The sequence below is a fragment of the Ampullimonas aquatilis genome (genome assembly GCF_049675895.1).
In the GTDB taxonomy this organism is placed as follows: domain Bacteria; phylum Pseudomonadota; class Gammaproteobacteria; order Burkholderiales; family Burkholderiaceae_D; genus Ampullimonas; species Ampullimonas aquatilis.
The window spans coordinates 1998337-2015350 of record NZ_CP183834.1 but is presented as its reverse complement, the minus strand read 5'-3'; the positions used below and the strand labels follow the sequence as shown (position 1 = coordinate 2015350).

Here is a 17014-nt window from a genome sequence, read left to right as displayed (position 1 = left end):
GTGGCAGTTCCTTACCAGAAAGTTGTTCATCATGAGCTATAAGACATCGACTTGGCTAGTGTTGTTCAGTTTACTTTTTTCATGGACTATCAACGTCTTTGCAGTAGCTGGGGATGACATTCCAGCGGGTGATTTTTCTGCAGTTAATTTTTTGTATGTCAGCCAGGACTCGGCGAGTAGCTCGACCGGGCGGCGCGAAAAAATATCGTATCAAAAAGCAAGCAAGGACAGTACTTTGGGTTGGCAGCGTGCGCAAACCTTGTTGTTGCGCACCGGCTTTGCCGCAAGCCCCGACGAAATTGCCCATTATGCCGGGTTGACGCAGTCAGCCGCGGTAAATCAATTGCTGGCTGGTGCCCGTACCGAAGCTATCACGCCCTGGCCAGACTGGCTGCGCAATCCACCCACCGCCGCCAGTGATTATCGCGCCATGAGCGATGAGGATAAGAAAGCGGAACGCGAAGCAGAAAAATTGCGTGGACTGGATTTACGGGCTTGGTGGCTCACCGAAATGATTCATACACCCAGCCCACTGACCGAGCGTATGACCTTGTTCTGGCATGACCATTTTGTGAGCAGCCAGCAAAAAATCAAGATCAGCCAGGTCATGGCGCGCCAGAATGCCACGTTACGGCGTTATGCATTGGGCAATTTTGGTGATCTATTGCACGCCATGGCCAAAGACCCAGCGATGTTGATTTACCTCGATGGTGCCACCAGCAAAAAAGAAAATCCCAATGAAAACTTTGCCCGTGAAGTGATGGAGCTGTTTACGCTGGGTGAAGGGCATTACAGCGAAACCGATATCAAGGAAGCCGCGCGGGCGCTGACTGGCTGGAGCGTGGAGCGGGACGACTATACATTCAGGCTGCGTCCGGCCTGGCATGACAATGGCACCAAAACCATTTTTGGCCAGACGGGTAATTTTGATGGCGACGGGGTGATGGATCTGCTCTTGGCGCGACCAGAAACTGCCCAGTTTATTGTTGGCAAATTATGGCGCGAGTTTATTTCGCCAGAACCTGATGCAGCAGAAATTGCCCGGATTGCGGCAATCTGGCGCAATCAGCATTACGACATGAAGAGTGTCTTGCGTGAACTCTTTAATACACCGGCCATGCTCGATGAACGCAATCAGGCTACGCTGATCAAGTCACCGGTGGAATTGCTGGTGGGTACCATTCGCGCCTTGCAAATCGAGGTTGACGATACTCGACCTTTGGCCATCCGTGCTGCCCAGTTTGGACAAAACCTGTTTTCGCCACCCAATGTCAAAGGCTGGCCGGGTGGTGAGGTGTGGATCAACAGCACGACCTTGCTGGCACGTCAGCAGTTTGTTGAGCAGTTATTGAGCATGGTGGAATCAAACAGAATGCATGACGCCATGATGCAGGCCATGCCGGTGGCTGATTCAGGTAATAAAAAGTTTGATCAAAAACGTTTACTGCGCGCCAGTGGCAGTGCTGCCAAATGGCGTTTTGATGCGCAGGACTGGCTGCAGCAACTGGGTTGCCCGGCGGATGCACCGCTGGATGCCGCACAACTTGCAAAACTTCAACAAACCTTGCTGGTGACCGAGCCCGTTGCGCCCATGACCAATGGCGCTAATGGAACCAGCGCGGCCAATGGTTTGGTCAGTTTGCGACGGGTGTTGCTGGATGCGACCTATCAAGTCAAATGACGGGTGCAGTGCTTCAAGACAGTTCGTCAAACCGAGGATGATTCATGCAACGACGTGATTTTTTAATGGCCGGAAGTGCCGCGCTCCTGCAAGCCTGGATGAGCAGCAGCCATGCAGCAGATAACCGGGATGCGCGCTATCAGGGTTTACTGATTTTGGTGGAGCTCAAGGGCGGTAACGACGCGCTCAATATGGTCGTGCCGTATGCCGATCCGCTGTATGCCGGTCTGCGGCCCAGGCTGGCGCTCAAGCGCGAGGATGTCTTGCAGCTCGATGAGCAAACTGGTTTGCACCCCGCCATGCAAAATTTACTGCCGCTCTGGCGCGATAAGCAACTCGCGGTGGTGCAAGGCTTGGGTTACGCCAATCCCAATCTTTCGCATTTTCGCTCGATTGAAATCTGGGACACCGCTTCGGACGCCAATCGCTATCTGCAGGAAGGCTGGTTGTCGCGCACCTTTGAACAGTTTCCGCTGAATCAACATTTTGCTGCTGATGGCGTGTTGATCGGTTCGCCCGATTTAGGTCCGCTGACTGGCAGCGCCCGTGCCATTGCCCTGGCGGCATCGGGCAAGGCGGCTGAAAAATTTGTGGATCAGGCACGTACCGCACAAACCAGTCGCGCCAGGCTTTCGCCCGCCATTCAGCATGTACTCAAGGTGGAGGCCGATATTGCCCAGGCCGCCGATGGTTTCAGGGCTGCAATAGCCGAACAGGCGGGGCAGGGTGCCGTTGCCTTATCGCCGCGGGTAACGCAGCAATTGCCCAATGGCGCCTGGGGCGAGGCCATCAAAACCGCCTTGCAGGTGGTGGCCAATGGCAAACGCGCCAACAATGCGCAGGTGGCGTGCCTGCGGCTCACCCTCAATGGTTTTGATACTCACCAAAATCAGCTGGGTACGCAAGCCAATCTGCTGCGCGATTTGGCCGATGGCCTGGCCGCCTTGCGAACCGGTTTGCAAGAGTTAGGCGTTTGGGAGCAAACCTATATCAGCACCTACGCCGAGTTTGGGCGGCGGCCTTGTGAAAATCAAAGTGGTGGCACCGATCACGGCACCGCCGCGGCGCACCTCGTCATGGGTGGCAAAGTGCAGGGCGGTTTATACGGGCCAAGGCCCAATCTGGCGCAGCTTGATGGCAATGGCAACCTGACCTTTGCGCTGGATTTTCGGCAGCTCTACGCGACCTTGCTGGATGCCGCCTGGAAAATTCCATCCGCCGATATATTGGGTGCCCGCTTTAATCGACTGCCAATTATTGCCTGAGGCAAGTCGTCAGCGATGTCGCCAGTGCAAGGGTGCCACGATCTGGCGGGGTAATGGGCATGTCAATCCCAACTTGGGATATTTTTATACTCTCCAGTAGTAAAAATAATGATTCAATAAATACGCACTCAAACAGCCTGAGTGGCGCTGTACACCCAGGTAGTACCCGCACATATCGCTTCTCGTCGTGGTTTTGCCACTGTTTTGCTACCGTTTACGTCACGGTAGACTTAACCCAGATCAAACCTTGCGCGAGTAGTGTTGCAAACACGACAAAAGCGGCTCTTTTCATAATCTGGATCAAATGCTGCCTTTTTGCGCGGCGTAACCTTAATCCCATGACAAGTACCTGACGTCCCTGAAAAGTTTATTTTTGGGTGAGCGAGCAGGTCAAAAACAGTTTCTTTTTTTATCCTTGGGAGTTGTAAATGAAATCAGTTCAGAAACAAGTTCGGAAACCGGTTCAGAAACAAATTGGCAAACAGGTCCGTTTGCTGATGGCGGTGGCCTGTCTGGCGGCTATCGGTACGATGGGTACTTATGGTCTGGTTGCTCAGGCCGAAGAAATTGATAGCCCCATTGCAGCAAAACACCTGTTGCCACAGGTGGCCGAGCGCGGTACCCGCATGCAGGCCAAAGATCTGCTCGATAAGGCCACGGCAGCCTATAAAAAACAGGGCAAGGCCGTCTTTGCCCAGTTTGATAAACGGCCCAGCCAATATTCACATCGCGACCTTTATGTCTTTGTACTGGGCACCGATGGCGTCTTGAAAGCCACTTCTAACAACCCGGAAGCCCTGGTTGGTAAAAACGTGCTCGAAGTGCGTGACGCAGCGGGTTATCGCATTTTTAACGAAATGCTCGAAGCCACCAGCGCCAGTGCCACCGGCGAAGTCAGCTATGTATGGCGTAACCCAGACACCAACAAGGTAGAAAACAAAACCGCCTTGCTGCAAAAGGTGGATGGTGTGATTTTGGGCGTAGGCTATTACCTGCCACGCGCCACCAAAGAACTGGCGCACGCTTTTCTGGATAGCGCCTTGGCCGAAATGAAAGAAGTTGGCCCCGAAAAAGCCTACGCCAAATTCAATGACACCAATGGCAGCTACGTGCGCAATGACCTCTACGTCTTTGCAATTGGCCTGGACGATGCCAAATACCGCGCTTATGGCCAAAACCCCAAACGCGTGGGTGAATACGTGGGCGAAATGCGTGATGCAGCAGGCACCTCCATCGTCGCCAAAATGATTGAGATTGCCAAAACCAAAGGCAGTGGCACACTCGACTACGTCTGGCGCAACCCAGTCACCAACAAGGTTGAAAAGAAAACCTCCTACATTCAACGTGAAGGTGATGCGCTGATTGGCGTTGGTTACTACCAATAAATCTTCATAAGCCGCCACCCAAAAGGGACTGGCGGCATCAAGCGTTATTTCCCCGCTTTTACTCCCGTTCCCGGCTTCGGCCGGGGTTTTTTTGTTTATTTAAATTTTAAGGTCGAGTGATAGTAATGTGCCAAAGCGTTGCCCGACTGGTGGATTCTATTTGGTAGACACTTTAGAACAAGGTTTGAGTAAACCCGGACTGCCTACCGCTTCGAGTTGATGTAGGTGATCTGCTTTTATTTAGGGTTGATAAAAATGAGGAATGTAGCTGACGGTATGGTTACAATGTGTACCATTCAAGACTGGTCGGATTAGGACAGCTATGATCGTTTATTGTGTGTCTGAATTACGTTGGGCGCCTTAGAGAGGATCGGTTACTTATGGATATGAAAACAGCAATGACTATTGCAATGTTGTTCGGTGCAATGGTTTGCGGGGGAGTCTTTATCACTGTTGCCAAAGATGGTCATTTTCTCATGGGCCTTGTCAGTGGCGGACTAATCGGTACCGTATCCGGTCTGATGTCACTTGGTGTATTGAGTGCCTTTCTTAAAAAAGAAGATAAGGCACTAATACGAGCCTACGAGCATTCTCTTTCCGTAAAGACTTTGCAGATATCTCCCCAAAAAATGACTTTTTTCAAAGTTGGTAACTCTTCCATTTTTCAAAAAAACGAGTTGTTACCTATTGAGTTTGGGCGCGAAATTGCGAGACTTGGATTTCAGTTTGGGATAAGTCAATGCGGTGAATATATCTCAAGAGAAGCACCTTCGTTGCTCGAAGAGACATTTTTGAAGAATGTTCAGAGCAACCCTGGCTTTCTGCAATTACTTTTCACGAATTTGATAACAGGCGCATTCCATTGCTATGCAAAAGTCCTCCTTCACGCCGACGCTGAAGTTCTTAAAGATGTAGAAAGTGGAATTGTCGACGAACTATGCTCCACCATGCCTTGGCTAAGCAAAGATTTAATTCAAAATCACAAACTGATCACTTTGAACTTCTCCATCGCCATTGAGCGTGAAATTAAGAGCATCGAAGAGAATTCGTCAACGAATCTTCTAATCCAGTATGCATCGGATTTTTATTTGACGGAAAATGCAAGAGCAATACATCAAGCTCTACGAGGGTTGTCGGAATATTTGTCTGGTCTCGGTTCACGATTCATGGCCATTTGTCAAGATGACTTTCAGTTGCAGATAATTTCTAATGGCTAGTGGACGGCGGTCTACTGGTAAGCGAACCTATTAACATACTGCCTATGGATGTCTCCTTTTTCTTAAATCGTCGAATTGCTTTCATCAGGCAGCTTTACGTCACGGCATCTGAGTCATATATTGAACGCAAGCGAAGGATTGAGGCCAAGGTAGAGCCCTTCATTCCACCATACAGCGAAGACGGCGAACCTCCGTTCCTTGAGAAATGGCTTGAGGCTAATGAGTCCCTTCAAGTTCTGGGTCACTCGTGCATTTCGATGCTTGCTGCTACGTTGCACCTTTACTTCAAGACTAAGGAACGCCATATCGGAATCGCTGTTGATGATTCTCTGAAGCCAGATTTCAAGAAGGGCTGGTTCAACGGCTACAAGGCATATTTCGCTTGCCGTGTTTCTATACGATTTGAAGATGGGCCAGTCAATCTTGCCATCCTCGAAGAATTGGTTCTTGCTAGAAACAGGATTCAACACCCAGAGTCAATCACATGTCAGAGTATGCACTACTCGGACGACGACTTACAGAAGCTCCCGCCGCATCCATTCTTTCTTGATGAGAAGGAACGAGCGCTCCTCGCCGAAGAAGATGGTCAATGTACATGGCTCATACCGCCGACAATCAATGTTTCATCGGAAAGACTCTTTTCTGCGCTGACTGAAGTTGGTCGATTTGTCGAGTGGCTGGAACAAGTAGAGATCGAGTCACATGCTCGCTAGTGGCAGACACCCAACCCGGCAGTCAACGCAGACGCTGCGCTATAAAGCCGTGTGGCGCCGGTTACTTTTACGTTAGGGGGCATATATTAGAGCGGCACTTCTATAAAATACCGGACGGTCAACTCCGACGTTAGGTGTCGCAAACCAACGTTTTGCCGTTACTCGTTCGGCTCCTCTTCGGGAAGCTTGGGGAAACTCGCGGAAATACACCTCGAGACCTTCCTCATTGAGCTGCGCATACCCAGCAGACGCGTTGGGCCTAGGTTCGTTGAGTCTCTTCGCACTCAGCTTTAGCCAGGTGATTATCTTGTCAACGCGAACTCTGCTTCCAGTCGCATCATATAGGGTATGCTACTCAAATCAAATTCGTTTGAGTATGCGCTCTCGGCTAAAGTAATGCGCTGTTGTCTGACTGGTTGTTGATCAGGATGTCATCCAGCGAGCGCCACTTACGACACCATCTCCAACAGCGCATCGCGCGCTTCGGTAATCTCAATAAATTGTTCATGCGTGCCGCCCACATCGGGGTGGACTTTTTGGGCGCGGCGTCGAAAAGCGGTTTTAATCTGCGAAGGTTCTAGCTCGCCTTCAACGGGCAGGTTGAGTGTTGCTCGGTAGGCTTGTTCGTCGAAGGGTTTTTGGTAGGATTGCTGCCCGCCGCCGCCTTCAAAAAAGTGTCCATATTCACGGTTGATGCGTTTCTGCGTGGCGCGGCGAATTTCGTAGGCTTCCTGTCGCAATTGCACCTGATCATCCTGCCAGCGCTGGCGCGACATGACCATGCAGGCGGCAAAGGTGATTCGCCCGTTGGTTTCCAGTTCGTCAAAGTCAAAGGGGCCGACCATGTCGTAGGGGCGATCCAGCCAGGCGTTTTTGCTATTGGGGCAGCCATTGGTGCTGCCGTCTGCGCTTTCTTCAATCCGGCCAATCGTCACCATGGCGAGGATGCCTAACGAGCCATTCCAGATGACCCATTCTTCTTTGTTTGTCGACGTGGCGTGTTCAGGCATGGCTTGCCTCCAGTCTGGCAGGCCCGTGGCTGGAGCGGGATGATAGGGCGGGTGGCGTACTTTGGTTCCGGTTTGAGCCGGAGGTAGCAGCTCTGGTGAGGCGGTTTGTAGTAAACACGACTGGCTCAGCTCATTTTGAAGGGATTGGAAAGATGCTTCAGGGGGCAGCAAATTGCGCACCAACAATACGGCGTGGGTGACGTCAGGCTTTGGCATTGTCTGTTGCCCAAAGCGGTGTTCAATCCAGAGCCGCCTCACAGACCAGCCTCAGCAAGCTGGTGGTTTTGTCTTGGATATATCGGTCATTGCCACGCTCATCATCTCAATACGCTTGCCGCAGTGTGAGCGTTGTTCAGGATAATCAATCGAATGCATGGCAAATCATTCCACGCTACGGACTAGCCCAAAAGGGTGGTGATGTGATCTATTGCGCAACATTTTGTAAATGACTACAAAAGTCATTGACGCACGCCAATTAAATGGGAAATAATCCCATTTAATGATTTCAACGAGTAAGACATTGCCGCCATGGATGCCACTACGCCAGCCCATTTGCTTGATCCTTCTTCCAGCAGTCGTTCAGACTTGTTGCTGCAGGAGTCATTGGTATTGCTCAAGCCTTTGATCAGTTTGCTGGTCGCCAATGGGGTGACGCAGCCGGTATTGGCGCAGGCGCTCAAAAGTGCTTTTGTGGAAGCGGCGCGCCACGAGCTGGACCAGCATGGCAAAAAAGTGACGGACAGTGCCTTGTCGGTTTTATCAGGTGTGCATCGTAAGGATGTACGTGTTTTAAATGAAGATCAGACTGCGTTGATCCAGAAGAAAGCTGGATCAGTCGCCGCCGAGGTTTACACACGATGGAGTCATGATGCCCAATTTTGTGATGCGCAAGGAAAGCCCCTGGCATTGTCCCGCAGTGGTGCTCATCCTTCTTTTGATTCGCTGGCCGCGGCGGTATCGCGCGATATTCATCCGCGTACTTTACTGGAAGAAATGCTGCGTTTAGCTGTGGTGACACAAAATGGCGAGAAGATTGAAATCTGCGCCAATGCGTTTGTGCCACAGGCCGACTTTGCCGAAATGGCCTATTTTTTCTCACGCAATTTAAAAGATCATCTGGCCGCCGGTGCCGCCAACCTGCAGGCCAATTTAAATAGCGCTACACCGCCATTTTTGGAGCAAAGCGTGTTTGCAGATGAGCTGTCAGAAGAATCCATCCGGATTTTGGCCGGTAAGGCACACAGTCTGTGGACCGAAGCATTCAAGGTGATGGTCTCGACTGCCACCCAATGTTGTGAAAGCGATGCCAAGGTCAAGCAGCAGGACCAACGCATGCGTTTTGGAATTTATTTTTATAACGCGCCAATGTCCGACGATGACGGATTCATTGCCGCACTCAGTGGTGATGCTGACCTGTAAAGGCTTGGCATTAACGACTGTTCCCCCGATCATTTTTTCATCGATAAGGAGAAGTAGATGAAACCCGTTTTTAATCTGACTGGCTGGTTGTCGCGCGTCGGCGTGACGGTCACCCTGACGGCCAGTATTCTGGCTGGTTGTGGTGGTGGTGGCAGCGGACTGAGCCAGTTGACTGGTGTCAGCAGTGGCGGCACTGGTAGTGGTGGTGGCACGGTAACTGGCTTTGGCAGCGTGTTTGTGGACGGCATCAAGTATGACGACAGCAGTGCGCAGGTGGAGGTTGAGCAAGACAGCAATAAATCGGTCGCGCTGACTGAAGTCAAGCTGGGTCAGAAGGTGGATATTGAATACAACAGCAATGGCACTGTGGTGACTCATATTGTGATCGAGCCCGAAGTGATTGGCCGCGTCAATTCAGTTGATCTGACCGCCAGCCAACTGGTGGTGGCAGGGCAGACGGTGCAGGTCAATCCGGCCGGATCGGCCACGCCAACCACCCTGGAAGGCCTGAGCAGTCTGGCCGATCTGGCGGTGGGCAATATTGTTGAGGTACATGGCGATCGTGATGCGGCTGGTGTGATTCAGGCCACCCGTCTGGAGCGCAAGCCCTTTAACACGGGTGTGGTGCGGGTGGTCGGTTTTGTGGCGGCGCTGGATGCGGCCAACAAGACTTTCACCGTGGGCAGTCTGGTGGTCGATTACAGTGCCGTCAAAAACCTGCTCAATTTGCCCAATGGCTTGAGCAATGGTCTGCGTGTGGCGGTCTGGAGTACCCAGGCGATTACCAATAATGTGATCAAGGCCGAAGTGATTCGTGGTCGTCTCAAACAAAGCAGCGATGGGACCGAGCTGAAAATCGGCGGCCTGATTGGCAACTTTGTCTCTGCCGCCAGCTTTACCGTGGCTGGACAAGCTGTGGATGCCAGCACTGCCACGTTTGATAATGGCGCTGCTACCGATCTGATCAATGGTCGTCGCGTCAGAGTGAAGGGCACGATTACCAATGGGGTACTTAAGGCCACTGAAGTGCGCTTCTTCAAAAATGAGGATGACCTGGCGCTCGAATTGACCGGTGCGATCACCGACTTTGTTTCCAATGCCAGCTTTAAAGTCCGGGGTGTGACCGTCGATGCCAGCACCGCAGTGATTTCACCCGCCAACAGCACGCTGGCCAATGGTGCCATCGTGCAGGTCAAGGGCAAGATTGCGGGTAATGTGCTGACCGCGACCAAACTGGAAGTCAAGAAAACCACCACAACCAGTGGTTCAGGCAGCATTGATGTTAAAGGCGTGGTGTATGACTTTGACACTACGACCACCACTTTCAAGGTCAATGGTGTCAAAGTCAACTTCGGCAGCCTGAGCATCGGCAATACCACCAACGGCTCGCTCGTGGAAGTGACCGGTGTGCTGGTTGGCCCCGTGCTGGTGGCCAGTAAAGTGGAAGTGACCGGTTCTGATGATGTGACCGTGGCCGAGGTGCGTGGCTTTGTGACCGACTACGTGTCAGCCACCGACTTCAGAGTAGCTGGCCAGAAAGTCACCACCACAAGCAGCACCGTCTTTAAGGATGGCACGGCCGCAACCATTGCCAACGGTGCTTTTGTCAAAGTCAAGGGCCCAGTCAGCGCGGGCGTGGTGACCGCAACCGAAGTGGATTTTCAGAAATAAGGTAAAGCATTCAATGAACTGCGTGATTGCCAATTCTTAACAATCCTTTAGTCATTCTTTAGTCGCGCCGTTCTGTAAATTTCAACAGTGCCAGTTTCATCACCCCCTTGAGACGACCGTCAGGTCGTCTTTTTTTATTTATATACTGTGGGTATGTATTTTTTTTAAGCTAATAGATACGCACTTAATAGCACTATTTATGGTGATACTCCTTAAAAAAGTAAATATTTAAGCGAAGCGGGAATGTCAGGTAAAATGCGCGGTCTATTGCTTTCTGCATAATTATTTGCTGGTCAATTGTTTATCAAGCTGTTTATCAAGTATTTATCAATTAGTCAGCCCAATTTTTTGATTCACTGCCTGTCTGAGAAGGATTTTTTTGTGATGCCAACCCTCATGCGCAAACCTTTGCGCTCGCTGTTGCGTAATGCTGGCTTGTTTGCCGCGCTCTTTTCTTCTTTATTGCTGATGTCCTGCGGGCAGTCTGATGCGCCCGCCACTGCGCCACAGAATGTGACTGTGACACCGGGCGATGGCCGAGTCGTGGTGAGCTGGACGCAGGAACCCGGTCTGGAATACTGGATTTTCATGGCGGCAGCCGACTCGATCACGCGTGATGATTACAAGAGCAAACCGCTGGCCAATATTGTCAAGTCAGCCAACTCGCCACAAATCGTGTCGGGTCTGGCCAATGGCGTAACCTACTCGTTTATCGTCAACTCGACTCAGAACGGCAGTCCAGCTGGTCCTTCCTCAGCTTCCATCTCGGCCTTGCCACGCAGTGCCGGTTTTGCCTGGACCACGGGTGCGCCTTTGAATGGCACCAACAACCTCAATGGTTTTGCCTTTGGCGTCAATCGTTACTTGGCTGTGACGGGGGCCGGTGGTCTTTATATCAGTAACCTGGGCGTGGACTGGAGTGCGATCAGCTCCGGTGTGACTGATGATTTGAATGCGATTGCCTTTAACCAGACTGCCGGTGTCAAACGTTTTGTGGCCGTGGGCAATAACGGTGTCATTACCACGAGTGCGGTGAATGATCCCACCAAGTGGGCGGCAGTGACTTCGGGCGTCACTAATAAATTAAATGGTGTGATAGCGCACAATGGCAACTTTGTCGCGGTAGGTGACAATGGCACGATCCTGTTTAGTACCGATAGTCAAAAGTGGACTACCCAGACCTCCAATACCACACAGAATCTCTATGCCGTGTACTCATTTACGGGTATGACCAGCACCAACACGCTGGCCAGCAGTACGACATTGGTCGCAGTCGGTGCGGGCGGTACCATCTTGACCAGTAGCGATGGCACCAGCTGGACCGCCCGTACCAGCAATACCGCCGAAGATTTGCACGGTGTGACATTCGGTGATCCAGATAACAATTCAACGACAGTCAACAATATCTATACGATCGTTGGTAATGCGGGCACCATCCTGACCAGTACGGATGTTGTGAACTGGACTGCTGTGACACCCATCACCACAGCCAATCTGAATTCGGTGACGTACAGCACGCGCTTTGTGGCCGTTGGCGCACAAGGTACCATTGTGAGTGGTGATGGTACGTCTTTTTCGCTCGTAGCGAGCGGTACCAGCAACGACCTCTTCAATATCTACTTTGGTCTGGGCAGCTATCTGGCGGGTGGCCTGAACGGTACCCGCCTGTATTCCATGTAAGTGCTGCGTTAGGCATAAAAAAATGGCGAACTTCGGTTCGCCATTTTTTTATGGTGCTGCAGTCTGAGACTGGCCGCAGCCTGCAAGAGGAAAGGGGTCGATCAGTCCTTGCCCAGTTTGATGCTCACCCCGGTAAACAGGGCGATATCGTTTTTCTTGATGCCCGGCGCAACCAGGCTGGAATAACGATCAATGATGCCCACGTTCAGGTTCATGGTCTTGTTCAAAGCCACGGCCACGCCCGCGTCAAATGCTGCACGGTAGCCACCATCGCTGGACAGATTGGGATAGACCACCAGTTTTTGGGTCAGTGACACGGTTTCTGACAGAACGTGGTTGGATTCTTCGCCCAAAATGACTTCAGTCATATTGCGGCTGCTGGTCAGATTATTGTTGATCAGTTGTGGGTTGCGGTATTTGTCATGAGTTTGTGCCAGACCTGCAAATACGTCAAAAGTGGTTTGCGCGGTCTTGATCACGTGGTAACCCAGACCAGCACCCAAAGTAGCACGTGTACTCAGGTTTTTACCTTTGTCGCCTTCCAGGTTGGCCAGGCCAAAAGCAAAATAGTCCGGTGTCAGGTTGTAATCGTACTTGGTACCAACCAGCCACTGCACTTTGCTCACTGTGGTGTTGCCAGAAGTGGTTGAGCCGGAAATCGAGTTACCGTAAATCGCCCATTTGGTCGTGTCGGTGATGGAAGCCACATTGGCGTTGGCAACAAAGCTTTTGGATTGGGTGTTGCCAGAGGCCAAAGACAAGGCCAGACCAGCGGCGCCACGCCATTCGCCATCTTTTTTGATTTCAGCGGCCTGGGCATTGGCGGCCAAGGCGGCCAGTACGGATGTTGCGATCAGCATTTTTTTCATGAGTAGCTCCTGTTTTCAATAAAGAGCGCCGCCGTTCTTGATACGACTGCGTGGGCGCATAGTAGGAGCAGGTGCTGAAAGGGCGACATTAAACAATTGTGAACTGTTATTTGATAACAACATCCACCGAAAAAATGGTGTGAGATAAGTCTATTGGTTTTAATTTGTGATAGGTGAAAACCCTTGTTTTAATGCTGACATAATGGGGTATATGTTAAATATGGCTTGTCAGGTAAATAAACAATGGTTATTTAAAAATACTGAATGACAGTATATTTTTTCCTGCAATATAAAGAGGATTCTATTCAGTCGATTTGCGACTAAAATTCCTTTCCGATCAGGCCGATTTAGGGCGGGCGCAATGGTAATATTGTGACTTTCTTCACGGTCGCAGTCGCGCAACTCAATGTGCCAGACCGGGATGGTGAGTACCATGCCACATCACGTGCCTGTCATGGGTGGCATTTCCGCAGCAGTGTCCGATTTAACGATCCGAGCAAACAACATCAGTGCGACTTTCTTCCATTAAGCTAGCAGGCTTCAAATCCTTTGTTGATCCCACCCATTTTCACGTGCCAGGCCAACTGGTCGGCGTGGTGGGCCCCAATGGTTGCGGCAAATCCAACATCATTGATGCGGTGCGCTGGGTACTGGGTGAATCCAAGGCGTCCGAGTTGCGTGGTGAATCCATGCAGGACGTTATTTTCAATGGATCGACCAATCGCAAGCCAGCCAGTCGTGCCAGCGTCGAGCTGATTTTTGACAACGCCGATGGTGGTGCCGGTGGCCAGTGGAGCCAATACGCCGAAATTTCAGTCAAACGGGTTTTGACGCGTGACGGCAATTCGTCTTATTACATCAATAATCAGGTGGTTCGGCGCCGCGATATTCAGGATATCTTCATGGGCACGGGTCTGGGACCACGGGCTTACGCCATTATTGGTCAGGGCATGATCTCGCGCATCATTGAAGCACGCCCCGAAGAATTACGGATTTTTCTGGAAGAAGCCGCCGGTGTTTCCAAATACAAAGAACGCCGTCGTGATACCGAAAACCGTCTGCAAGACACCCGTGAAAACCTGACCCGGGTTGAAGACATTCTGCGCGAACTCAATAACAACCTCGAAAAATTGCAAGGTCAGGCGGTCGTGGCGCAGCAGTACCGCGATCTGCAAAGCGATGGCGAGGAAAAACAAAAACTGCTGTGGCTGTTGCGCAAAAAAGATGCGCAGGTCGAGCAGGAAAAACTGATGCGCGATATCGAACGCGCCCAGATTGATCTGGAAGCCCAGATTGCCGAGCTGCGCCAGGTGGAAGCCGAGATCGAGCATGTGCGTGCCAGCCAGTATGAAGCCAACGACCGGATGGCTGGTGTGCAGGGTGCCTATTACGAAGCCAACAGCGAAGTCAGTCGACTGGAAGCCGAAATCCGCTTTGTGGTCGATTCACGCAACCGTGCCCAGGCGCAACTGACCGCACTGGTGGGGCAACGCGAGCAATGGCAAAACCAGACTGGCGAATTTGAACTGGCTTTGGAAGACGCCAATCTGCAACTGGCTGAAGCTGAAGAAAAACACGCCTCAAGCCAGGATTCGCTAGCCAGTCAGGCGGATGCCGTACCTGAAATGGAAGCTCAGTGGCGTGACCAGCAAACCGCTCTGACCAGCCAGCGCAATGCCATCAGCCAGGCCGAACAGGCCATCAAGCTGGAAAGTCTGCATCAGAAAAATGCCAGTGATCGACTGCAGGCGCTGACGCAGCGCCGCGAACGCCTGACGCAGGAATCGCGCAATCTGGATGCACCGGATGCAACTCGGCTCGAAGAGCTGCGCGCCCTGGTGGCCGATGAAGAAGATCGCAAAGCGGAGCTGGAAGCGCAATTGGGCGACAAGCAGGCTGAATTGGAAGATGCGGACAGTGCGCGTAAAACCGCCAGCCAGCGTGTGACTACCGAAGCCGCCAATATTGCTCAACTGGAAGCAAGGTTGTCGGCGCTCAAACAGTTGCAGGAAAAAGTCCAAGTGCAGGAAAAAGTCCAGCCCTGGCTCGCCAAACATGAATTGGCCGGTCTGCCCAGACTCTGGCAGCGGCTGGATATTGAAGCCGGTTGGGAAGCCGCGCTGGAATCATCGCTGCGGGAGCGTTTTGCTGCTTTGGAATTGAGTAATCTGGACTGGGCCAAAGCTTTTCTGGGGGATTTGCCGCCAGCCAAACTCTCTTTTGTCAGCCCGGCTGGTGCCAGCAGCAAGAGCGCGGCACCTGTGGCTGGCCTCAAGCCGTTCATGCAATTGCTCAAAATCAATGATGCCGGTATGCGTGGACTGATGACCGACTGGCTGGCGCAAGTGTATGTTGCCGAGAGTCTGGCCGAAGCCCTGCAGGAACGCAGCAAGTTGCCTGCGGGTGCCATGTTTATTGTGCGTGAAGGCCATGTGGTGACGGAGCATAGCTTGTCACTGTATGCGGCTGATTCCGAGCAGGCCGGCATGCTGGCGCGTCAGCATGAGATTGACAATCTGGGCAAACTGATCCGCGCTCAGCAGATCATGTCGGATGAAGCGCGCACTGAGCAGATCAAGGCCGAAGCCGCCTATAGTCGCGCCAATGAAGAAATCCAGCGTTTGCGTGGTGAGCTGACGCGCATCACCCAGCAATTGCATCAGCACCAGCTCGAACTGCAAAAGCTGGCGCAGGCGCAGCAGCAACACAGTGCGCGCAGTACCCAGATTCAGGCCGATCTCGAAGAATTGGCCGCCGAAGAGGAAACCCAGCGGGCGATTCAATCGGATGCCGAAGCCAATTTTGAAACGTTGGATGGCGAGCTGGCCGAGCTGCAAATGAAGTTTGAAGACGCACAAATGGCTTTTGAAACACTGGATGCGCAGCTGAGCAGCGCCCGTGACAAGCATCGCGAGCTGGAGCGCAGTGCCCAACAAGCTGATTTTGATATTCGTAATATTCACAATAGAATCAATAATTTGAAGAATAATCTTCAACAAAATTCTGAGAATATCAAACACGTTATTGATTCGATTGCCCTGGCCGAAGTCGAGCTGGCTGCACTGGTTGACGAGTCGGCCCGTGCTGGCTTGCAAGAGGCATTGGAGATTCGCAGTGAACGTGAGCAGGCATTGACTGATGCCCGTACCGAGCTGGATTCACTGAATCATGCTTTGCGTGGTGCCGAAGAAAAACGCATGCAAACCGAGCGCACGCTCGATCCGCTGCGCCAGAAAATTGTCGACGTACAAATGAAAGAGCAGGCGGCACGTCTCAATATTGAGCAGTTTGACGAACAACTGCGTGCTGTCCAGGCGGATGAATTGGCGCTGGCTGAAAAACTGGATCCCAATCTCAAGGCGCCCTATTTGCAGGGTGAAGTCACGCGGATCAATAATGCCATCAATGCCTTGGGTGCAGTCAATCTGGCGGCTTTGGATGAACTCAATGCGGCGACTGAACGCAAAACCTTCCTTGATTCACAAAATGCCGATCTGGTGGAGGCGATGACCACACTGGAAGATGCCATCAGCCGCATCGACAAGGAAACGCGTGGTTTGCTCAAAGACACTTTTGACAAGGTCAATGAGCAGTTTGGTGAGTTGTTCCCGGGTTTGTTTGGCGGTGGGCAGGCCAAACTGGTGATGACCGGCGAAGAAATTCTCGATTCCGGTGTGCAGGTGATGGCACAGCCACCCGGCAAGAAAAACAGTACGATTCATCTGCTGTCGGGTGGAGAAAAGGCACTCACCGCGATTGCGCTGGTGTTTTCCTTGTTCCAGCTCAATCCGGCGCCCTTCTGCCTGCTCGACGAGGTGGATGCGCCACTGGATGATGCCAATACCGAGCGTTACGCGCGGATTGTGAAGAAAATGTCATCCGTGACGCAGTTCCTCTTCATTTCACACAATAAAATTGCCATGGAAATGGCGCAGCAATTGATTGGTGTGACCATGCAGGAGCAGGGCGTATCCCGGATTGTGGCAGTGGATATGGAGGCAGCGGTCAATTTGACCGATGCCATGGCTGCATAAACAAGGCTGGTTAATTTATCAAATCAACTTGATCAAACTGACTTCATCAAACCGACCAACGGGTTTCCTT

11 protein-coding genes are annotated in these 17014 nt (G+C 51.8%); 9 read left to right on the top strand and 2 right to left on the bottom strand.

Annotated features, from left to right (window positions below):
• Positions 1-31: 31 nt before the first annotated feature.
• The 5 genes from ACMYR3_RS09265 (at position 32) to ACMYR3_RS09245 (ending at position 6261) form a co-directional block, all read left to right on the top strand.
• Positions 32-1681: a DUF1800 domain-containing protein gene (locus ACMYR3_RS09265; RefSeq protein ID WP_424191532.1), complete on the top strand. Its 1650-nt coding sequence runs from the start codon at positions 32-34 to the stop codon at positions 1679-1681.
• Between the two features lie 44 nt (positions 1682-1725).
• Positions 1726-2946: a DUF1501 domain-containing protein gene (locus tag ACMYR3_RS09260; RefSeq protein ID WP_424191530.1), complete on the top strand. Its 1221-nt coding sequence runs from the start codon at positions 1726-1728 to the stop codon at positions 2944-2946.
• Positions 2947-3374: 428 nt separating this feature from the next.
• Positions 3375-4331 carry a cache domain-containing protein gene (locus ACMYR3_RS09255; RefSeq protein WP_424191528.1) on the top strand — a complete coding sequence of 319 codons (957 nt, stop codon included), beginning with the start codon at positions 3375-3377 and terminating at the stop codon, positions 4329-4331.
• A 380-nt stretch (positions 4332-4711) separates the two neighbouring features.
• Positions 4712-5548, top strand: a complete 837-nt coding sequence (locus tag ACMYR3_RS09250; RefSeq protein ID WP_424191526.1) for a hypothetical protein — start codon at positions 4712-4714, stop codon at positions 5546-5548.
• Positions 5549-5592: 44 nt separating this feature from the next.
• On the top strand, positions 5593-6261 hold the full coding sequence (locus ACMYR3_RS09245) for a hypothetical protein (protein ID WP_424191524.1): 669 nt from the start codon (positions 5593-5595) through the stop codon (positions 6259-6261).
• 449 nt (positions 6262-6710) lie between these two features.
• On the opposite strand, the gene ACMYR3_RS09240 is transcribed toward ACMYR3_RS09245, so the two are convergent.
• On the bottom strand, positions 6711-7487 hold the full coding sequence (locus ACMYR3_RS09240) for a J domain-containing protein (protein ID WP_424191522.1): 777 nt from the start codon (positions 7485-7487) through the stop codon (positions 6711-6713).
• A gap of 312 nt (positions 7488-7799) precedes the next feature.
• On the opposite strand from ACMYR3_RS09240, the gene ACMYR3_RS09235 reads away from it, so the two are divergent.
• The 3 genes from ACMYR3_RS09235 (at position 7800) to ACMYR3_RS09225 (ending at position 12041) form a co-directional block, all read left to right on the top strand.
• Complete coding sequence (locus tag ACMYR3_RS09235; RefSeq protein ID WP_424191520.1) at positions 7800-8690, top strand: DUF6502 family protein; 891 nt, start codon at positions 7800-7802, stop codon at positions 8688-8690.
• Between the two features lie 57 nt (positions 8691-8747).
• Positions 8748-10361: a DUF5666 domain-containing protein gene (locus tag ACMYR3_RS09230; RefSeq protein WP_424191518.1), complete on the top strand. Its 1614-nt coding sequence runs from the start codon at positions 8748-8750 to the stop codon at positions 10359-10361.
• Between the two features lie 381 nt (positions 10362-10742).
• Positions 10743-12041: a hypothetical protein gene (locus ACMYR3_RS09225; protein WP_424191516.1), complete on the top strand. Its 1299-nt coding sequence runs from the start codon at positions 10743-10745 to the stop codon at positions 12039-12041.
• Positions 12042-12142: 101 nt separating this feature from the next.
• Here ACMYR3_RS09225 and ACMYR3_RS09220 read toward each other — a convergent pair whose 3' ends face one another.
• Positions 12143-12910, bottom strand: a complete 768-nt coding sequence (locus tag ACMYR3_RS09220) for a DUF481 domain-containing protein (RefSeq protein WP_424191514.1) — start codon at positions 12908-12910, stop codon at positions 12143-12145.
• A gap of 509 nt (positions 12911-13419) precedes the next feature.
• Here ACMYR3_RS09220 and smc point away from each other — a divergent pair.
• Positions 13420-16944, top strand: a complete 3525-nt coding sequence (gene smc, locus ACMYR3_RS09215) for a chromosome segregation protein SMC (protein ID WP_424191512.1) — start codon at positions 13420-13422, stop codon at positions 16942-16944.
• Positions 16945-17014: the final 70 nt, after the last annotated feature.

Coding starts and splice junctions, on each gene's coding strand:
- ACMYR3_RS09265 (WP_424191532.1), top strand. CDS start 32: ATGAGCTATAAGACATCGACTTGGCTAGTGTTGTTCAGTTTACTTTTT.
- ACMYR3_RS09260 (WP_424191530.1), top strand. CDS start 1,726: ATGCAACGACGTGATTTTTTAATGGCCGGAAGTGCCGCGCTCCTGCAA.
- ACMYR3_RS09255 (WP_424191528.1), top strand. CDS start 3,375: ATGAAATCAGTTCAGAAACAAGTTCGGAAACCGGTTCAGAAACAAATT.
- ACMYR3_RS09250 (WP_424191526.1), top strand. CDS start 4,712: ATGGATATGAAAACAGCAATGACTATTGCAATGTTGTTCGGTGCAATG.
- ACMYR3_RS09245 (WP_424191524.1), top strand. CDS start 5,593: ATGGATGTCTCCTTTTTCTTAAATCGTCGAATTGCTTTCATCAGGCAG.
- ACMYR3_RS09240 (WP_424191522.1), bottom strand. CDS start 7,487: ATGCCAAAGCCTGACGTCACCCACGCCGTATTGTTGGTGCGCAATTTG.
- ACMYR3_RS09235 (WP_424191520.1), top strand. CDS start 7,800: ATGGATGCCACTACGCCAGCCCATTTGCTTGATCCTTCTTCCAGCAGT.
- ACMYR3_RS09230 (WP_424191518.1), top strand. CDS start 8,748: ATGAAACCCGTTTTTAATCTGACTGGCTGGTTGTCGCGCGTCGGCGTG.
- ACMYR3_RS09220 (WP_424191514.1), bottom strand. CDS start 12,910: ATGAAAAAAATGCTGATCGCAACATCCGTACTGGCCGCCTTGGCCGCC.